The 16,302-nt window shown below is 66.4% G+C and carries 16 protein-coding genes; 8 read left to right on the top strand and 8 right to left on the bottom strand.

The annotated features are described in order from the left end of the window. The first annotated feature begins 81 nt into the window (after positions 1 to 81). From C7411_RS11000 to C7411_RS10975, 6 genes are all read left to right on the top strand, one after another. Positions 82 to 777, top strand: coding sequence for a DUF2889 domain-containing protein (locus tag C7411_RS11000; protein WP_110384339.1), 696 nt, complete (start codon positions 82 to 84; stop codon positions 775 to 777). Positions 778 to 827: 50 nt separating this feature from the next. Further along, complete coding sequence (gene sucC / locus C7411_RS10995) at positions 828 to 1,994, top strand: ADP-forming succinate--CoA ligase subunit beta (protein ID WP_042266318.1); 1,167 nt, start codon at positions 828 to 830, stop codon at positions 1,992 to 1,994. A gap of 91 nt (positions 1,995 to 2,085) precedes the next feature. Then, complete coding sequence (gene sucD / locus C7411_RS10990) at positions 2,086 to 2,967, top strand: succinate--CoA ligase subunit alpha (protein WP_028211771.1); 882 nt, start codon at positions 2,086 to 2,088, stop codon at positions 2,965 to 2,967. Between the two features lie 185 nt (positions 2,968 to 3,152). After that, positions 3,153 to 3,875 (top strand): TerC family protein, encoded by a 723-nt coding sequence (locus C7411_RS10985; RefSeq protein WP_110384338.1) that lies wholly within the window; start codon positions 3,153 to 3,155, stop codon positions 3,873 to 3,875. Positions 3,876 to 4,001: 126 nt separating this feature from the next. Beyond that, the gene (locus tag C7411_RS10980) at positions 4,002 to 4,613 is read left to right on the top strand and encodes a pilin (RefSeq protein ID WP_110384337.1); all 612 of its coding nucleotides are present in this window, start codon (positions 4,002 to 4,004) and stop codon (positions 4,611 to 4,613) included. A 144-nt stretch (positions 4,614 to 4,757) separates the two neighbouring features. After that, positions 4,758 to 6,605: a PglL family O-oligosaccharyltransferase gene (locus C7411_RS10975; RefSeq protein WP_110384336.1), complete on the top strand. Its 1,848-nt coding sequence runs from the start codon at positions 4,758 to 4,760 to the stop codon at positions 6,603 to 6,605. Positions 6,606 to 6,675: 70 nt separating this feature from the next. Here the strand turns inward: C7411_RS10975 and C7411_RS10970 are convergent, their stop codons facing one another. Together C7411_RS10970 and moaC are read right to left on the bottom strand one after the other, a co-directional pair. Continuing rightward, positions 6,676 to 7,026 carry a nucleotide pyrophosphohydrolase gene (locus tag C7411_RS10970; RefSeq protein WP_110384335.1) on the bottom strand — a complete coding sequence of 117 codons (351 nt, stop codon included), beginning with the start codon at positions 7,024 to 7,026 and terminating at the stop codon, positions 6,676 to 6,678. A 4-nt stretch (positions 7,027 to 7,030) separates the two neighbouring features. Next, the gene (gene moaC / locus C7411_RS10965) at positions 7,031 to 7,510 is read right to left on the bottom strand and encodes a cyclic pyranopterin monophosphate synthase MoaC (protein WP_042266308.1); all 480 of its coding nucleotides are present in this window, start codon (positions 7,508 to 7,510) and stop codon (positions 7,031 to 7,033) included. Positions 7,511 to 7,700: 190 nt separating this feature from the next. On the opposite strand from moaC, the gene C7411_RS10960 reads away from it, so the two are divergent. Continuing rightward, positions 7,701 to 9,509 carry a M48 family metalloprotease gene (locus C7411_RS10960; protein WP_110384334.1) on the top strand — a complete coding sequence of 603 codons (1,809 nt, stop codon included), beginning with the start codon at positions 7,701 to 7,703 and terminating at the stop codon, positions 9,507 to 9,509. A 21-nt stretch (positions 9,510 to 9,530) separates the two neighbouring features. Here C7411_RS10960 and C7411_RS10955 read toward each other — a convergent pair whose 3' ends face one another. The 6 genes from C7411_RS10955 to C7411_RS10930 all read right to left on the bottom strand — a co-directional run bounded on the left by C7411_RS10955 (position 9,531) and on the right by C7411_RS10930 (position 14,448). Beyond that, the gene (locus C7411_RS10955) at positions 9,531 to 10,169 is read right to left on the bottom strand and encodes a DUF2946 family protein (protein ID WP_110384333.1); all 639 of its coding nucleotides are present in this window, start codon (positions 10,167 to 10,169) and stop codon (positions 9,531 to 9,533) included. Further along, positions 10,162 to 11,241, bottom strand: a complete 1,080-nt coding sequence (locus C7411_RS10950) for a YheT family hydrolase (RefSeq protein ID WP_110384332.1) — start codon at positions 11,239 to 11,241, stop codon at positions 10,162 to 10,164. The genes C7411_RS10955 and C7411_RS10950 overlap by 8 nt, the downstream gene beginning before the upstream one ends. A 27-nt stretch (positions 11,242 to 11,268) precedes the next feature. Further along, a complete protein-coding gene (locus tag C7411_RS10945) occupies positions 11,269 to 11,715 on the bottom strand; it encodes a nuclear transport factor 2 family protein (RefSeq protein WP_110384331.1) in 447 nt (148 codons plus the stop codon). A 322-nt stretch (positions 11,716 to 12,037) separates the two neighbouring features. Next, positions 12,038 to 13,063, bottom strand: a complete 1,026-nt coding sequence (gene waaF / locus C7411_RS10940) for a lipopolysaccharide heptosyltransferase II (protein WP_042266300.1) — start codon at positions 13,061 to 13,063, stop codon at positions 12,038 to 12,040. Positions 13,064 to 13,269: 206 nt separating this feature from the next. Further along, complete coding sequence (locus C7411_RS10935; RefSeq protein WP_028205950.1) at positions 13,270 to 13,464, bottom strand: zinc-finger domain-containing protein; 195 nt, start codon at positions 13,462 to 13,464, stop codon at positions 13,270 to 13,272. Positions 13,465 to 13,524: 60 nt separating this feature from the next. Further along, positions 13,525 to 14,448 (bottom strand): branched-chain amino acid transaminase, encoded by a 924-nt coding sequence (locus tag C7411_RS10930; protein WP_110384330.1) that lies wholly within the window; start codon positions 14,446 to 14,448, stop codon positions 13,525 to 13,527. A gap of 487 nt (positions 14,449 to 14,935) precedes the next feature. On the opposite strand from C7411_RS10930, the gene C7411_RS10925 reads away from it, so the two are divergent. Continuing rightward, positions 14,936 to 16,135 carry a phosphoglycerate kinase gene (locus C7411_RS10925; RefSeq protein ID WP_110384329.1) on the top strand — a complete coding sequence of 400 codons (1,200 nt, stop codon included), beginning with the start codon at positions 14,936 to 14,938 and terminating at the stop codon, positions 16,133 to 16,135. Positions 16,136 to 16,302 lie beyond the last annotated feature (167 nt).

Here is a 16,302-nt window from a genome sequence, read left to right as displayed (position 1 = left end):
TCCGGCCTGTGTGTTCGCGGCTGTCTCAAATACCCGGTATGTTAAAATCGCGAGGTTTTCCAATCCGGTCTTACCTTTAGCATGCCGCTCTCTCCGCCCGTGCCCCGCCAGTTGCGCCATCAGCGCGCCATCCGGGCGGTTGCCTATGAGCGCGAAGACGGCCTGTGGGACATCGACGCGTGCCTGACCGACCACAAGCCACGCGACGTGCCGCTTGCCGCCGGTGTCCGGCCCAATGGTCTGCCGATCCATGAACTCTGGCTGCGCATTACGATCGATCGCAAGTTCAACGTTGTCGACGCCGAAGCGTCGTCCGACTGGGTGCCTTACGACGGTCAGTGCCAGAACGCCAATCCCGCCTATCGGGCCCTTATCGGGCTCAATCTCCTCGACAACTTCCGCCGTGAAGCGGGCCGGCTCCTCGCCGGCACGGCCGGCTGCACGCACCTTACAGAAATGTTGGGCGTTTTGCCGACCGCTGCGATCCAGGCGTTCGTCGGGGCAGTGTGGGACACATCGAATGGCTCGCCGGGTGAAGCGCCCGGACCGGAACTCGGCAAGACCGCCGGAGGCAATGAGGCCGCCGGTGAAAAGCCGCCCTTCCAGCTTGGCCGCTGCCACGCGCTGCGGTTCGACGGGGAGGCGGTGAAGCAGTTTTATCCGCGCTGGTATGGCCATGTGCCGCGTTCAACAGCACGCGGCGCGGAAACCGCCGGCGTGCGCGACAGCCGGAGCCCGGGCCAGGAGGGCAGGGCCGACGCCGTCTCGCATGAATAACAACAGCGGAATCGAAGTTCACTCCAACTCTCAGACTGAAGGAATCACGCATGAAGATTCACGAGTACCAGGGTAAGGAAATCCTGCGGAAATTCGGAGTCGCGGTCCCGCGCGGCATCCCGGTATTTTCGGTGGATGACGCGGTCAAGGCCGCTCAAGAGCTGGGCGGTCCGGTTTGGGTCGTCAAGGCGCAGATCCACGCGGGTGGGCGCGGCAAGGGCGGTGGCGTGAAGGTTGCCAAGACGCTCGAGCAAGTGCGCGAATACGCGAACCAGATCCTCGGCATGCAGCTCGTCACGCACCAGACCGGTCCGGAAGGCCAGAAGGTCAACCGTCTGCTGATCGAAGAAGGCGCCGACATCAAGCAGGAACTGTATGTCAGCCTCGTCGTCGACCGCGTGTCGCAGAAGATCGTCCTGATGGGTTCGAGCGAAGGCGGCATGGACATCGAAGAAGTGGCCGAAAAGCACCCGGAACTGATCCACAAGGTCATCGTCGAGCCGTCGACGGGGCTGCTCGACGCCCAGGCCGACGACCTCGCCGCGAAGATCGGCGTGCCGGCTGCTTCGATTCCGCAAGCTCGCGCGATCCTGCAAGGCCTGTACAAGGCATTCTGGGAAACCGACGCGTCGCTGGCTGAAATCAACCCGCTGAACGTCTCCGGCGACGGCAAGGTCATCGCGCTCGACGCGAAGTTCAACTTCGACTCCAACGCGCTGGCCCGTCATCCGGAAATCGTCGCATACCGCGACCTGGACGAAGAAGATCCGGCTGAAATCGAAGCCTCGAAGTTCGACCTCGCGTACATCTCGCTCGACGGCAACATCGGCTGTCTGGTGAACGGCGCAGGCCTCGCAATGGCGACGATGGACACCATCAAGCTGTTCGGCGGCGAGCCGGCCAACTTCCTCGACGTGGGCGGCGGCGCCACGACCGAGAAGGTCACGGAAGCGTTCAAGCTCATGCTCAAGAACCCGGGCCTGAAGGCGATCCTCGTGAACATCTTCGGCGGCATCATGCGCTGCGACGTGATCGCAGAAGGCGTGATCGCCGGTTCGAAGGCCGTGAACCTGAACGTGCCGCTCGTCGTGCGCATGAAGGGCACGAACGAGGACCTCGGCAAGAAGATGCTGGCCGAATCGGGCCTGCCGATCATCTCGGCAGACAGCATGGAAGAAGCCGCGCAGAAGGTCGTCGCGGCTGCCGAAGGCAAGTAATTTTCACCGGACACGAATGGCGCGGTGCCGGCGCGGCCACTGTAATGAATGTGGCAGTGCGACATGACGCCAGACGAACAGAGGTCAATACATGTCGATTCTGATCAACAAAGACACCAAGGTCATCACGCAGGGCATCACCGGCAAGACCGGTCAGTTCCATACCCGCGCTTGCCGTGAGTACGCGAACGGCCGTGAAGCGTTCGTTGCTGGCGTGAACCCGAAGAAGGCCGGCGAAGATTTCGAAGGCATTCCTATCTACGCAAACGTGCGTGAAGCGAAGGAAGCCACCGGCGCGACCGTTTCGGTCATCTACGTGCCGCCGGCAGGCGCTGCTGCTGCGATCTGGGAAGCCGTCGAGGCCGACCTCGATCTCGCAATCTGTATCACGGAAGGCATTCCCGTGCGCGACATGATCGAAGTCAAGGACCGTATGCGCCGCGAAGGCCGCAAGACGCTGCTCCTCGGCCCGAACTGCCCCGGCACGATCACGCCGGACGAGCTGAAGATCGGCATCATGCCGGGTCACATCCACCGCAAGGGCCGCATCGGCGTCGTGTCGCGTTCGGGCACGCTGACCTATGAAGCGGTTGCGCAGCTGACCGCGCTTGGCCTCGGCCAGTCGTCGGCAGTCGGTATCGGCGGCGACCCGATCAATGGTCTGAAGCACATCGACGTCATGAAGATGTTCAACGACGATCCGGATACGGACGCTGTCATCATGATCGGCGAGATCGGCGGTCCGGACGAAGCGAACGCCGCTTACTGGATCAAGGACAACATGAAGAAGCCGGTGGTTGGCTTCATCGCGGGCGTCACGGCGCCTCCGGGCAAGCGCATGGGCCACGCCGGCGCGCTGATCTCGGGCGGTGCGGATACGGCCGACGCGAAGCTGGAAATCATGGACGGCTGCGGCATCAAGGTGACGCGCAACCCGTCGGAAATGGGCCGTCTGCTGAAGTCGGTGCTGTAATACGCAAGAATCGCCACTCCCGCGCAGCACGTATGCGCGGAAGAGCGGCGTTTTTTGATATGCTTGCGGAATCCTTTCACGAGGTTTCCGAACAAGAGCGAGGGAGCCAGTCATGGCCCCTCGCTTTTTTATTTGGCTCGCCGTATGAGCCGCCCATCCTGAGTCACGGCTGAGTCTTCGTCTCCATGCTCGAGTTTTTCGCGTCGCTCCACTGGGGCGCTGTCATTCAGATCATCGTCATCGACATCCTGCTCGGCGGCGACAACGCCGTGGTGATCGCGCTCGCCTGCCGCGACCTGCCTTCGCAGCAGCGCATGCGCGGCATTCTGTGGGGCACCGCTGGCGCGATCGCGCTGCGCGTGGTGCTGATCGCATTCGCCGTGGTGCTGCTCAACGTGCCGTTCCTCAAGTTCGCCGGCGGCCTGCTGCTGCTGTGGATCGGCGTCCGGTTGCTCGCGCCCAGTCAACTCGAGCACGCCAACGTGAAGCCTGCCGAGAAGCTGATGGGCGCGATCAAGACGATCGTCGTCGCCGATGCGGTGATGAGCCTCGACAACGTGGTCGCGATCGCGGGCGCAGCCGAAGCGGCCGATTCGCGCCATCGCATCGCCCTGGTGATCTTCGGGTTGATGGTGAGCATTCCGCTCATCGTGTGGGGCAGCCAGCTCGTGCTCAAGCTGCTCGACCGCTACCCGGTGATCGTGACGCTCGGTGCTGCGCTGCTCGGCTGGATCGCGGGCGGGCTCATCGTCAACGACCCCGCCGGAGACCGCTGGCCGCTGCTCGATACGCCCGCGGCCGAATACGGCATGAGCGTGGCGGGGGCAGTCTTCGTCGTCGCGCTCGGGACCTGGCTCAGGCGCCGCAACGCGCGGCGCGGCACGGCGCAGGGGCCACAGTCGCACTGAGCGCATAGGGCTGTGCCATTGTGCCTGGGCCATCTGGCCGACTGCTGCGCAAAGCGAGCCGCCGATACGATCAAGACGCCTGTTCACGACTGTGAGCAGGCGTTTCTTGTTTCAGGAGCCCTGACGATGACCGTATCCGCACTTCCCATGAGCGCGCCGCCGCGCAACAGCTGCGCGTGTTTTGCCAGACTTTCGCGCATCGCAAGCATTGCCGGGCGCTGGACTGCGCACGGCTTCACGCTGATCGAACTGATGATCGTGCTCGCGATCGTCGGTGTGATCGCCGCCTACGCCATTCCCGCGTACCAGGACTACCTCGCTCGCAGCCGCGTGGGCGAGGGCCTGTCGCTCGCGGCTTCCGCGCGCCTTGCCGTGGCGGAGAACGCCGCGAGCGGCAACGCGTTCGGCGCGGGCTACACGGTGCCGCCCGCTACGCGCAACGTGCAGTCGCTGCACATCGACGACACGACCGGTCAGATCACGATTGCCTTCACCTCACGGGTGGCGCCCGAGGGCAGCAACACCATCGTGCTTGTGCCCTCGGTGCCCGACAACGCGGATGCGCCCACGGCGCGCGTCGCGCTCGCGCAGGGCAGCGTGCAGGGCGGCACGCTCACGTGGGAGTGCTTCGCGGCGGGCAAGACGGCTTCGTCCCTTGGCGCGCCCGGCGCGGGCCCATCGCCGGAGGACGCCGCGACGCTGGCGGGCAATCTCGCGCCGCCGGAGTGCCGCGCATAAGGTTTGCGCATCGGTGCGGGAGCAACCGTGAGCGCTTGCGAGCCTGGTCGCGCAGCGCATGCCGATGCGGCCCAACCGGCCGCACCCGCACAGCGGGGGAAAAGTTTTGTATAGTGCCCCGTTGCTGAACGCCCCCGCCCAACCATGCCTTCCAATTTTGCGCGTTACCTTACGTTCGTCTTGCTGGCCCTCGCGTTGACGCTGCCCTATGCGGTCGTCAGCCACACCTATCCGATTCCGACTTTCTACGCGGAATTCGTTGCACTGACACTTTATGTGCTGATGGGCGCCGCGACGTTGCTGCTCGTTCGTCCGGCGCGCGCGGGCGAGAGCTTCGCGTCGCCCACGGTCGCGCTCGTGCCGCTTTTATTCGGTCTGCTGCTGATCGTGCAGACGTTCGCACTGCCGCTCGCCGAGCCTTCGATGAACTGGCTCGGCGCGGGTTATCTCCTCGCCGCGTTCCTGGCGGCGCACGCGGGCTACACCATCACGCGGGCGCGCCTCATGCGGTCCGCGCTCGTGTGGGGGGCGTTCGCGCTGCAGTTCGGCGGCCTTTTCGCCGTGTTCACCCAGGTGATCCAGCTCTTTCACCTGGAGACAAAGGTCACGCCGCTCGTGGTGGCGTACAACATTACCGTCGATCGCCGGCCGTTCGGCAACATGGCGCAGGCCAATCACCTGGCCACGTATATTGCCTTCGCGATGGCGGGTGCGATGTACCTCGTGCTCACGCGGCGTCTGAACGTCTTGCTCTGGGGCATGCTGACCGCGATCTATTCTGGCGGTCTCGCGCTCACGGTGTCGCGCGGGCCGTGGCTGCAGATGGGCGTCATTTTCGTGGCGGGTCTGTGGATCGCGCTCACGGGCTGCCGCAGCGAAGCCGACGAGGGCCGCGGTGCGCTCGCGCAAGGCCTCGCATCGGCTGCGGGCCCGGGCCCGGGGCGCCAAGCCGGCGGCGTGCGCGCCTGGATCATCCCCGTCGTGCTCGTGCTGATCTTTTTCGGCATGAATACGTTCGTGCGCTGGGCCAACGTCCACTACGGCCTGGACCTTGCGCAGTCGGCCGCCGAGCGCATGAAAGACGCCAGCCAGATCGCGCCGCGCCTCGCGCTGTGGCGCTACGGCTGGACGATGTTTAAGTCGCATCCGGTGCTGGGCGTCGGCTGGGGCGATTTCCCGGTGCATCAGTTCGAGCTGGTGCGCTCGCTTGGCGGCGTCGAGATCGCCAACAACGCGCACGATATCTTCCTCGACCTGCTCGCGAAGACCGGCCTCGTCGGTCTTGCCATCGTCGTGATCGGACTCGTCGCGTGGTTCGTGCGCGGGCTGCGCGCGCCGCACACCGCCGAGCGCGTGTTTGGCTTCATGCTGATCGGCGTGCTCGTCATGCATGCACTGGTCGAATATCCGCAGCAGTACATGTTCTTCCTGCTGCCGGCGATGTTCGTGTTCGGTCTGCTGGAGACGAAGCCGCTGCGTGTCGTGCCGTCGCGCGTCTCGCTCGGCGTGTATGCGGTGGTCGTGTTCGGCGGCGTCGCGGCGCTGTACCCCGTGCTGCGCGACTACAACCGCGCCGAGGTGCTGTATTACGGACAGCACCCGGCGCGCGACTACGGCGACGATCCTTCGCGCCTGTTCGGCGCGTGGGGCGACTACGGCATGGCCACGCTGCTGCCGATGGATGCCGCGAGCCTGTCGAGCAAGCTTTACGCGCACCAGCGCGCCATCGCGCTGTTGCCCGGCGAGACGGTGCTGCGCCGCTACGCGGTTTTGCAGGCGCTCGACGGCGATACGGCGGGCGCATTCGATACGGTGGAGCGCCTGCGCATTTTCGCAACGGAATTGCACGACTGGCAGACGCAGCTCGCTTCGCTCTACGGCCTGCTCGACGAGCAGCCCACGCTCGCCGGCTTCAAGGCGCAACTCGTCAAGAAATACGGGACGCCGGCGAAGTCGGTCGAACAGGACGACGAGGACGATTCGGACGATTGAGCCTCAGGGCCTGTGCGCCAAGTGGCGGCGAGCCGGCTCGCCGCCGCGTTCTGAGCCGCAGCTGGTGCAATCAAAACTCGGAGTATTTCGCGGCGCTGCCTTTCGCCTTCTCCACGGGATAGCGCTGCGCGTTCAGCTTGAGCTTTTCCGCTGCCGCATCGACCAGATCGATTCCGGCGGTGTGCGCGACCAGCAAGAGGTAGATGAACACATCCGCGCACTCGTGCTTGAGATGCGTGAGTTGGGCCGGATCGGCGAGCTGTGCGTCGATCTGCGCATCGGTCTTCCACTGGACCGTTTCCAGCAACTCGCCGGCCTCGATGCTCGTGGAGACGATCAGGTTGCGCAACGTGTGAAACGGCTTCCAGTCGCGCTCGTCGCGGAAGGCCAGGACCTGCGCCAGCAGTTCGTCGAGCGTCATGGCGTCAGCGCTCCGCCACCCAATCCCCCGACTTCCCGCCGTGCTTTTCCAGCACGCGCACATCGGTGATCGTCATGCCGCGATCGACGGCCTTGCACATGTCATAGACGGTCAGCAGTCCGACCTGCACGGCGGTCAGCGCTTCCATCTCCACGCCCGTGCGGCCGAGCGTTTCCACCTGCGCCGTGCAGTGAACCCCAGGCAGCGCTTCGTCGAGTGCGAAGTCGACTTTCACTCGCGTGATGGCGAGCGGGTGGCACAGCGGAATCAGATCCGAAGTGCGCTTCGCCCCCTGGATCGCGGCGATGCGCGCAACGCCGATCACGTCACCTTTTTTCGCGTGACCGTCGCGGATCAGCGCGAAGGTTTCCGGCAACATGCGGATCGTGCCGCTCGCGAGCGCAATGCGCTTCGTCTCTGCCTTGCCGCCGACATCGACCATATGGGCGTCGCCGGCTGCGTCAAAATGCGTGAGTTCGGGCATGGTGGTTCTTCCTTGAGGGGTACCTATCTTAACAGTGCCGCACGCCGCGATTTCCATACGTCTTGCCGCGCCGCAAGGGTTGTAAGGCGGGCTACAATCGATGGGTTGGCGCAAGCGAGCAGGTGGTCCAGGTGGTCCGCACCGGGCGCGCCGCCGCGTCAGTGTTCCGTATTTCCCGATCCTGTCATCAATGCGTCTGAAACGGCTGCTTGCTGCATGGTTGTGCGCGTCGCTCGCGGTTTCGCCGCAAGCGTACGCGCAGGCGTCGAGTGCCGCCGTGCTCGATCCCGGCGTGGCACGACCGTTGGCCACGCAGCCCGCCCCGGCCCCCTCCAGCCCTGCACCGAATGCGGCCAATGCGGCCAATGCGGCGCCCCCGCTCGTCAGCGGCCCGTTCGACGACACGGCGGACCCTGTCATCCCCGCCTCGATCGCGCAGGGCGTGTTCGGCACGTACGGCGGCGCGCAGAGCCGCTTCTCGGCCTCGGCTCAATCCAGCGCATCTTCCGCGAGCGGCAACGCCAGCGTGCGCGCACCCGCCTGGGTGCCGCAGCTGCCCGATCTCGGCGATGGTTCGGGCGGCGGGCTCACGCCGCAGGCCGAGCGCCGCATCGGCGAGCGCGTGATGCGCGAGATCCGCCGCGACCCCGACTATATCGGCGACTGGCTCGTGCGCGACTACCTCAACTCGGTCGCCGCGCGCCTGGCTGCCGCCGCGAGCGCCCAGTTCATCGGCGGCTATCGCCCCGACTTCGATCTGTTTGCGATCCGCGACGGCCAGATCAATGCGTTTTCGCTGCCGGGCGGCTTCATTGGCGTGAACTCGGGGCTCATCGTCGTCACGCAAACGGAGTCCGAACTCGCCTCCGTGCTCGGTCACGAAATGGGCCACGTATTGCAGCGGCACATCGCCCGCATGCTTTCGCAGAGCGAGCGCACGGGTCTTGCCGCGCTGGCGGGCGTGCTGTTCGGCATTCTCGCAGGCGTGCTCGCGCATAGCGGGGATCTCGGCGCCGGGATTGCGCTCGGCAGCCAGGCGTATGCGGTGGACAGCCAGCTGCGTTTCTCGCGCGCCGCGGAGCACGAGGCCGATCGCGTGGGCTTCCAGCTGCTCGCGGGTGCGGGCTACGATCCGTGGGGCATGGTGGCGTTTTTCGAGCGGCTCGAGCGCGATTCGATGGAGGACACGGGCGTGCCGGCCTACGCGCGCACGCACCCGCTCACCGGCGAGCGCATCGCCGACATGCAGGACCGCGCGCGCCGCGCCGCTTACCGCCAGCCGCACCAGTCGCCCGAGTACGGTTTCGTGCGCGCACGCGTGCGGGTGCTTCAGGACCGCACGCGCAACGAGTACATCGACGAGGTTTCGCGCCTGCGCTCGGAGCTCGAGGACCGCACGGCGCTCAACGTCGCCGCGAACTGGTACGGCATGGCTTACGCACAGATGCTGCTCGAACGCTACGACGATGCCGCGGCGTCGCTCGCGAACTCGCGCGCGGCGTTCGCGCAGTTCGAGGCCGCGGACGGCAGCAAGACACGCAATTCGCCGAGTCTCGACGTGCTTGCCATCGACATCGCGCGCCGCGCAGGCCGCACCGACGACGCCGTGCGGCTGGGGCAGGCCGCGCACAAGGCGTGGCCGGGCTCCCACGCGGCCACCGATGCGCTGCTGCAGGCGCTGATCGCGGCGCGGCGCTTCAAGGAGGCGCAGACGCTCGCGCGCAGCGAAACCGAGGCCGAACCGCAGCAGGACGCGTGGTGGCTCTATCTGGCGCAGGCGAGTGCCGGACTCGGCGACGCGCTCACGCAGCATCGTGCGATGGCGGAGAAGCTGGCGCTCGACGGCGCCTGGCCCTCGGCCATCCGTCAGCTCAAGGAGGCGCGCGACATGAAGTCGGTGGGCTACTACGACCTGTCGACGATCGAAGCGCGTTTGCACGATTTCGAGGCGCGCTACAAGCAGGAGCGCCAGGACGAGAAGGATGAGGGCCGCGGCTGACTCTGCACTCTGAGTCCGCACTCAGTCTGCGGATGCAGGCGGCGCGCCGCTCGCACTGTGCTGCGCGGTCTGCGCTTCGCGCCCGGCGCGCGCCGGGCTCGTCACGAAGGCAAAGCGCGTGCTCACGTCGGCGCGCTTGACCGGCTGCAGCGGCAGCGCAGTGTCGGCGCGCCAGTGGAACGTGCCGCTGTGGGCGTCGTCCGCGAGCGTGGCGTGGTCAGCGAAGAGATCGAGGTCGTGGTCGTGCAGCAGCGCCGCACGCGGCGGCGTGCCCGCATCGGCGAAGATCACGCTGCCCGCTTCGTCGAGGTAGGCGGCCACGGGCTCGAATGCCTGGCCGCCCTGATCGGTGAGCGTCAGCGCGTCGCCGCCGCCGTCAGGACCCGTGGCGAGACGCACGATCCACGGCGTGTATTCGAGCTCGACGTACACGCGCTGCGGCCCGTTCTGGAAGTACCACTGGCCATGTTCGTCGCGCTCGTAATTGCGGTTGATGAAGCCGAGCAGCGCTTCGTGGCGGATCGCCGTGCCGGGTGCGTTCTGTGCCTGGGCGGCCTCGTCGCGCATGCGCCAGTTGCCGCGCGCGTCGAGCAGCAGCCAGCCCGTGCAATGCGGGACGTTGGGCCAGCGCGCGAGCGCTTGTTTGACGATGTCATCCATGAGAGACGAAAGGCGAGAGATAAGCGAATACGCGCTGCGAAAGCCAGTCGCTGCGGCCAGGGAACGGGCCCGTCATGAAGCCGACGTGGCCGCCGTGCGCGGGCTGATCGAGCTCGACGGCGGCGCTCACTTCGTGGCGCGCGGGCAGCGCATGGTCCGGCAGGAACGGATCGTTGCGCGCGTTCAGAATGAGCGTGGGGACGGCGATTTCGCCGAGCTTCGGGCGGATCGTCGCCTGGGTGTAGTAGTCGTGGGTATCGCGAAAACCGTGCAGCGGCGCGGTCACGACATTATCGAATTCGTACATCGTGCGGCTGGCGAGCACGGCTTGCGCGTCGAACAGGCCGGGGTACTGCTCGAGCTTCTGGAGCGCCTTCACCTTCAGTGTCTTCAGGAAGCTGCGCGTGTAGACCATGCCGAAGCCCTGCGTCAGCATCTCGCTGCCTGCATGCACATCGAGCGGCGTGGAGATCGCGGCGGCGGCGGCGACAATCGCGGCGTCTTCGCGACGCTGCGCGAGCCAGTGCAGCAGCACGTTGCCGCCGAGCGACACGCCCGCGACGACGAGCGGCCCTGGGTGGCGGGCGGCGAAGCGGCGCAGCACCCAGTCGACTTCGGCAGAGTCGGCCAGATGGTAGAAGCGCGGCAGCAGGTTCAACGGACCGCTGCAACTGCGAAAGTGGGGGATCGCCGCATGCCAGCCGCGCGCCTGCGCGGCGGCGGCGAGCGCGCGCGCGTAGTGGGAACTCGAGCCGCCTTCCAGACCGTGGAACAGGACGAAAAGCGGGGCGTCGGGGGCGTTGTGTGATTGCGCACCGGCAAGCCTCGCGTCGAGCCAGTCCACTTCGATGAAGTCGCCATCCGGCGTGTCCCAGCGCTCGCGCCGGTAGGCGGGCGCGGGCAGGCGCGAGAACAGCGCCGGCACGATGGTCTGGATGTGCGCACCGGGCAGCCAGAACGGCGCGCGGTAGTCGTTGTCGTAGTGGGCGCCGAGCAGGGCAGTCTGGGCTTCGAGCGCGGCCGCGACGCGGGCTGCTTCGCCGGGCCTGCTGGTGTCGTCGGTCGTGCTCATCACTGCCCCCTGCTTTGCGCCCTTATGTCAGTGCAGCGCGCCCTGGCCGTGGCGCAATCTGGCCGAAAACTGGGTGGCTGCGTCGTCGGGCATGCGGCTCGCGTGAATGTGCGCAATGCGCCACTCGCCGCGCTCGTGAACCATCACGTAGGTCGTGAAGACCATGGCGGGAATCGCACCGGGATCGACCGGGCGGTGCGCTTCCACGATCGCGTAGACCACGGTCCCGAGGCTGTCGTACACGCGGATGTCGAGCGGCTCGATCGACACCGGCGCGGCTTCGAGCTGCGCGGCGAGGCCCGCGCGGATGCTCGGCAGGCCGTGCAGATGCGCGCCCTGCGCCGTGATGCAGCTCACGAACTCTTCATCGATCCACAGACCCATCAAGCTGTCGATGTTGACTTCCGCGACGGCCTGGTAGTACGCGTTGAGGGTGTCCGCGGCGGCTTCGAAGATGTGGGCAAAACGTGGCATGGCTCGTTGGTCTTGTGCGCTCGGTGTTGCATTCGGCGTCTACCTGGGCGCGGGTTGGCGATTGATCGGTTGCGTCGCTGCGCGGCTGTCGATGCGTGCCGCGCGTTTGCCGCGAGCATGCCGCTTTCGCGAGACAGGCCTGTGACGTGCTCCGATGCGGCGCTTCGGTCCCTCGCGCGCCTCGATGCCTCTATTGGGCGCGCGCAACGCGCATGGCGTCCGTTGCGTGGCGCACATCCGTTGGTGTGCGCGATGTTTTCAGCGTGGCGGGCGGCACATAGCCGCCCAGCGCTGCCGGCGATGTCCGTTGCTTATCGCTGGCTTATCGCTGCCCGAGCAGCATGCCGCGCAGATCGCCGAAAACCTGCTCCGGGCTCAGTTCGCGCAGGCAGTTCAGATGCCCGAGCGGACACTCGCGCGCAAAGCAGGGACTGCATTCGAGATGCAGCCATTGTACCTTTGCAAGCTCGGACAAGGGCGGCGTGTGGCGCGGATCCGTCGAACCGTACAGCGCGACGAGCGGCCGGCGCAGGGCGGCGGCCACGTGCATCAGGCCCGAATCGTTGGTCACCACGGCGTTCGCGCGCGAGATCAGTGCGCACGCCTCGCCGAGCGCGGTTTGCCCGCACAGGTTGCGCACGTTCGGCGCGCGATCGGCAATGGCCTGGGCGAGCGGGGCGTCCTTCGGCGAGCCGAGCGCGACGATCTGCGTGTACGGGAACGACTGGCCCACCATCTTCGCGAGCGCCGCGAAATGCTCGGGCGGCCAGCGCTTGGCAGGGCCGTACTCGGCGCCAGGGCAGAACACGAGCAGCGGTACGCGCGTATCGAGGGTAAAGCGCGCCGACACGCGCGACGCCTCGTTCGGGTCCGACTCGAGGCGCGGCATCGGCAGATCGTCGGGCACGGTCGCGCCGGGCGCGTAGGCGAGCGCGGCGTAGTGCCTGACCATCGGCGCTCGCTCGTCCTTCGGCGGATTCGCATGGCGCACGTTCAAGAGGCCGTAGCGGTTCTCGCCCGTGTAGCCGATGCGCAGCCCGACATTGGCGAGCCACGGGATCAGCGCGGACTTGAGCGAATTGGGCAGCACGTAGGCGGCGTCATAGCGCTCGGCGCGCAAGTCGCCCGCGAGCTGCCAGCGGCGCAGCAGTTGCAGCTTGCCGTGGCCGAGGTCGGTGGCGTAGACGTCGCGGATCTCGGGCATGCGCTCGAGCACGGGCGCAACCCAGGTTGGCGCGAGCGCATCGATCTGAATGCGCGGGTGCAGTTTCACGAGCCGCGAAAAAAGCGGCTGCGCCATCAGTGCGTCACCGATCCAGTTCGGTGCGATTACCAGCGCGCGGCGCATCGGGAGTCAGGGTCCGGAGAGGGTAAAGGTTGCACGTGCGGCTTGCCCGCCTGGGCCCGGCTTGGGGCCGGCCTGGGGACGTAGTGGGCCGCGCGCGGAACACGGTTGGGAAAAGGGCGACGCGCCGCGCGCCGATCAACGGGCGGCGGCACATCAAGACGCGCCGCCGCATGCACGGCGGCGCGCCGCGAGTCAGGCGAAACGCGTCAGTGGCCGTGGACGACCTCGCCCGCGCGCAGCTTGTAACGCGTGCTGCAGTACGGGCACTTCGCTTCGCCGTGCGTCACGTCGAGGAACACGCGCGGGTGGTTGCTCCAGCGCGGCATCGACGGATTCGGGCAGTAAGCGGGCAGATCCTTGGCCGACAGTTCGACCAGCGGCATTTCCTTGATTTCGCTCATGAGGACGATTCTCTGTGTAGCTGTGGGGTCCGGGCGAAAGAGCGCCCGGACCTTTATGTCTTAGACCTTCGCGAGCCAGTGCGCGTACTTCTCGCTCTTGCCCGAAACGACGTCGAAGAAGGCCGATTGCAGCTTCTCCGTGACCGGGCCGCGCGCGCCGTTGCCGATGGTGCGGTTGTCGAGCTCGCGGATCGGCGTGACTTCGGCGGCGGTGCCGGTGAAGAACGCTTCGTCGCAGGTGTACACCTCGTCACGCGTGATGCGTTTTTCGATCACCGGAATGCCCATGTCGCGCGCGAGCGTGATGACCGTGTCGCGCGTGATGCCGTCGAGGCACGACGAGAGGTCCGGCGTGTACAGCTTGCCGTTGTTCACGAGGAAGAAGTTTTCGCCCGAGCCTTCCGAGACATAGCCGTCCACGTCGAGCAGGAGCGCTTCGTCGTAGCCGTCGGCGGTGGCTTCCTGGTTGGCGAGGATCGAGTTCACGTACCAGCCCGACGCCTTGGCGCGCACCATCGACACGTTCACATGATGGCGCGTGAACGACGACGTCTTCACGCGGATGCCCCTGGCGAGGCCGTCTTCGCCGAGATAGGCGCCCCACGGCCATGCGGCGATGGCCACGTGAATGGTGTTGCCCTTGGCCGAAACGCCGAGCTTTTCCGAGCCGACCCAGATGATCGGGCGGATGTAGCACGACTCGAGCTTGTTCGCGCGCACGACTTCGAGCTGCGCGTCGGCGAGCGTCTTCGCGTCGAACGGCACGTCCATCTGGAAGATCTTGGCCGAATTGAGCAGGCGCCTGGTGTGCTCGGCGAGGCGGAAGATGGCGGTGCTGCCGTCGGCGGTCTGATAGGCGCGTACGCCTTCGAAAACCCCCATGCCGTAGTGCAGCGTGTGGGTCAGCACGTGAATGTTGGCGTCGCGCCAATCAATCAGCCTGCCGTCCATCCAGATCTTGCCGTCGCGGTCGGCCATTGACATACGATTCTCCAGACAAGTGCAGTAAATATCGGGCTTATAGAGGGGCTTCGCCGCGCGCCGCATGGCTGCGGTTGGCAAAGAGAGCTATTTTAGCGTCATTTGATGCCTTCCAGCGCGCCCGCGGGCACGTGGGGCGGGGTTTTCGGGCGATTTTAGGGTCGTTTCGCGCCGCTTCTGGCCGAATTTTTTTCAGCCTGAGCGTGTGCTGCTGCGCAGCAAATGGCGGGAACGCCCGCCCGGCGAGCAGCGGCTGCCCAAATACGGGAGATTCGCCTGAACACGTCTCAGATCGTCCTGGCTATCAGCTAAAATACCGATCTCGCAATTCGATGCCGGCTCGTGCCAGCGACGCGCAGCGACATGGCGGCCCGGGACAGTCGCACCGGATCCCGCGCCGTGCCGTTGAGCACGTCTTGCCGCGCCAGAACGAGGCCCGCGGCGCCGCATCGCCTTGCCACTGCCTTCCCACCATCAAGATGACATGCCCATGAACAAGGTTCTGCGTCTTTCCGCTCTGATCTCCGAAGGCAAATTGAAGGGCAAGCGCGTATTCATCCGCGCCGACCTGAACGTGCCGCAGGACGACAACGGCAACATCACCGAAGACACCCGCGTGCGCGCCTCGGTGCCTGCCATCAAGGCCGCACTCGACGCCGGGGCGGCCGTCATGGTCACCTCGCACCTGGGCCGCCCGACCGAAGGCGAATTCAAGCCCGAGGACTCCCTCGCGCCGGTCGCGAAGCGCCTGGCCGAACTGCTCGGCCGCGACGTGCCGCTGGTCGCGAACTGGGTTGAAAACGGCGTGGCCGTCGAGCCGGGCAACGTGGTGCTGCTCGAAAACTGCCGCGTCAACAAGGGCGAGAAGAAGAACTCGGACGAGCTTTCGCAAAAGATGGCGAAGCTCTGCGACATCTACGTGAACGACGCGTTCGGCACCGCGCACCGCGCCGAAGCCACGACCTACGGCATCGCGAAGTACGCGGGCGTCGCCTGCGCAGGCCCGCTGCTCGCGGCCGAACTCGACGCGCTCGGCAAGGCGCTCGGCGCGCCCAAGCGCCCGCTCGTGGCGATCGTGGCCGGCTCGAAGGTCTCGACCAAGCTCACCATCCTCAAGTCGCTGGCCGAGAAGGTCGACCAGCTGATCGTCGGCGGCGGCATCGCCAATACGTTCATGCTGGCTGCGGGCCTGAAGATCGGCAAGTCGCTTGCCGAAGCCGATCTGGTGGACGAAGCGAAGGCCATCATCGAAGCGGCGCGCGCACGCGGCGCCTCGGTGCCGATCCCGACCGACGTCGTGACCGCCAAGGAATTCTCGCCGACGGCCAAGGCCGAGACGAAGAACGTGGCCGACGTGGCCGACGACGACATGATTCTCGACATCGGTCCCGTTACCGCCAACGCGCTCGCCGCGCAACTCGCGCAGGCCGGCACGATCGTGTGGAACGGTCCGGTCGGCGTGTTCGAGTTCGACCAGTTCGGCAACGGCACGAAGACGCTCGCCGATGCGATCGCCAGTTCGGGCGCGTTCTCGATCGCCGGCGGCGGCGACACGCTCGCCGCCATCGCGAAGTACCACATCGCCGACAAGGTCAGCTATATCTCCACCGGCGGCGGCGCCTTCCTCGAATTCCTCGAAGGCAAGAAGCTGCCGGCGGTCGAAGTGCTCGAAACGCGGGCGGCTGGTTAAGTGGCGCCGCGAGTCCCGGGCGCGAAATCGGCAAACGCCGCCGCCATGAGCAAACTTCCTCGTGCAAGCGCACAGAAGCCGCGCAGCGCAGCCGGGGCCGCAGCAAAACAGAAGGGGCGCGCAGCGCCCCAGGCAGGAACGGATAAGGCGAGGGCGGACGCGACGCC

Origin of the sequence: Paraburkholderia silvatlantica (assembly GCF_003096715.1) — a bacterium.
GTDB classification, from domain to species: Bacteria; Pseudomonadota; Gammaproteobacteria; order Burkholderiales; family Burkholderiaceae; genus Paraburkholderia; species Paraburkholderia silvatlantica.
Note: the sequence above shows the minus strand (reverse complement) of the source record. Positions and strands in the feature narration are given on the sequence as shown.

What these genes read in the sequence shown, in the direction of transcription:
- C7411_RS11000 (WP_110384339.1), top strand. Translation starts at nt 82, where the DNA reads ATGCCGCTCTCTCCGCCCGTGCCCCGCCAGTTGCGCCATCAGCGCGCC.
- sucC (WP_042266318.1), top strand. Translation starts at nt 828, where the DNA reads ATGAAGATTCACGAGTACCAGGGTAAGGAAATCCTGCGGAAATTCGGA.
- sucD (WP_028211771.1), top strand. Translation starts at nt 2,086, where the DNA reads ATGTCGATTCTGATCAACAAAGACACCAAGGTCATCACGCAGGGCATC.
- C7411_RS10985 (WP_110384338.1), top strand. Translation starts at nt 3,153, where the DNA reads ATGCTCGAGTTTTTCGCGTCGCTCCACTGGGGCGCTGTCATTCAGATC.
- C7411_RS10980 (WP_110384337.1), top strand. Translation starts at nt 4,002, where the DNA reads ATGACCGTATCCGCACTTCCCATGAGCGCGCCGCCGCGCAACAGCTGC.
- C7411_RS10975 (WP_110384336.1), top strand. Translation starts at nt 4,758, where the DNA reads ATGCCTTCCAATTTTGCGCGTTACCTTACGTTCGTCTTGCTGGCCCTC.
- C7411_RS10970 (WP_110384335.1), bottom strand. Translation starts at nt 7,026, where the DNA reads ATGACGCTCGACGAACTGCTGGCGCAGGTCCTGGCCTTCCGCGACGAG.
- moaC (WP_042266308.1), bottom strand. Translation starts at nt 7,510, where the DNA reads ATGCCCGAACTCACGCATTTTGACGCAGCCGGCGACGCCCATATGGTC.
- C7411_RS10960 (WP_110384334.1), top strand. Translation starts at nt 7,701, where the DNA reads ATGCGTCTGAAACGGCTGCTTGCTGCATGGTTGTGCGCGTCGCTCGCG.
- C7411_RS10955 (WP_110384333.1), bottom strand. Translation starts at nt 10,169, where the DNA reads ATGGATGACATCGTCAAACAAGCGCTCGCGCGCTGGCCCAACGTCCCG.
- C7411_RS10950 (WP_110384332.1), bottom strand. Translation starts at nt 11,241, where the DNA reads ATGAGCACGACCGACGACACCAGCAGGCCCGGCGAAGCAGCCCGCGTC.
- C7411_RS10945 (WP_110384331.1), bottom strand. Translation starts at nt 11,715, where the DNA reads ATGCCACGTTTTGCCCACATCTTCGAAGCCGCCGCGGACACCCTCAAC.
- waaF (WP_042266300.1), bottom strand. Translation starts at nt 13,063, where the DNA reads ATGCGCCGCGCGCTGGTAATCGCACCGAACTGGATCGGTGACGCACTG.
- C7411_RS10935 (WP_028205950.1), bottom strand. Translation starts at nt 13,464, where the DNA reads ATGAGCGAAATCAAGGAAATGCCGCTGGTCGAACTGTCGGCCAAGGAT.
- C7411_RS10930 (WP_110384330.1), bottom strand. Translation starts at nt 14,448, where the DNA reads ATGTCAATGGCCGACCGCGACGGCAAGATCTGGATGGACGGCAGGCTG.
- C7411_RS10925 (WP_110384329.1), top strand. Translation starts at nt 14,936, where the DNA reads ATGAACAAGGTTCTGCGTCTTTCCGCTCTGATCTCCGAAGGCAAATTG.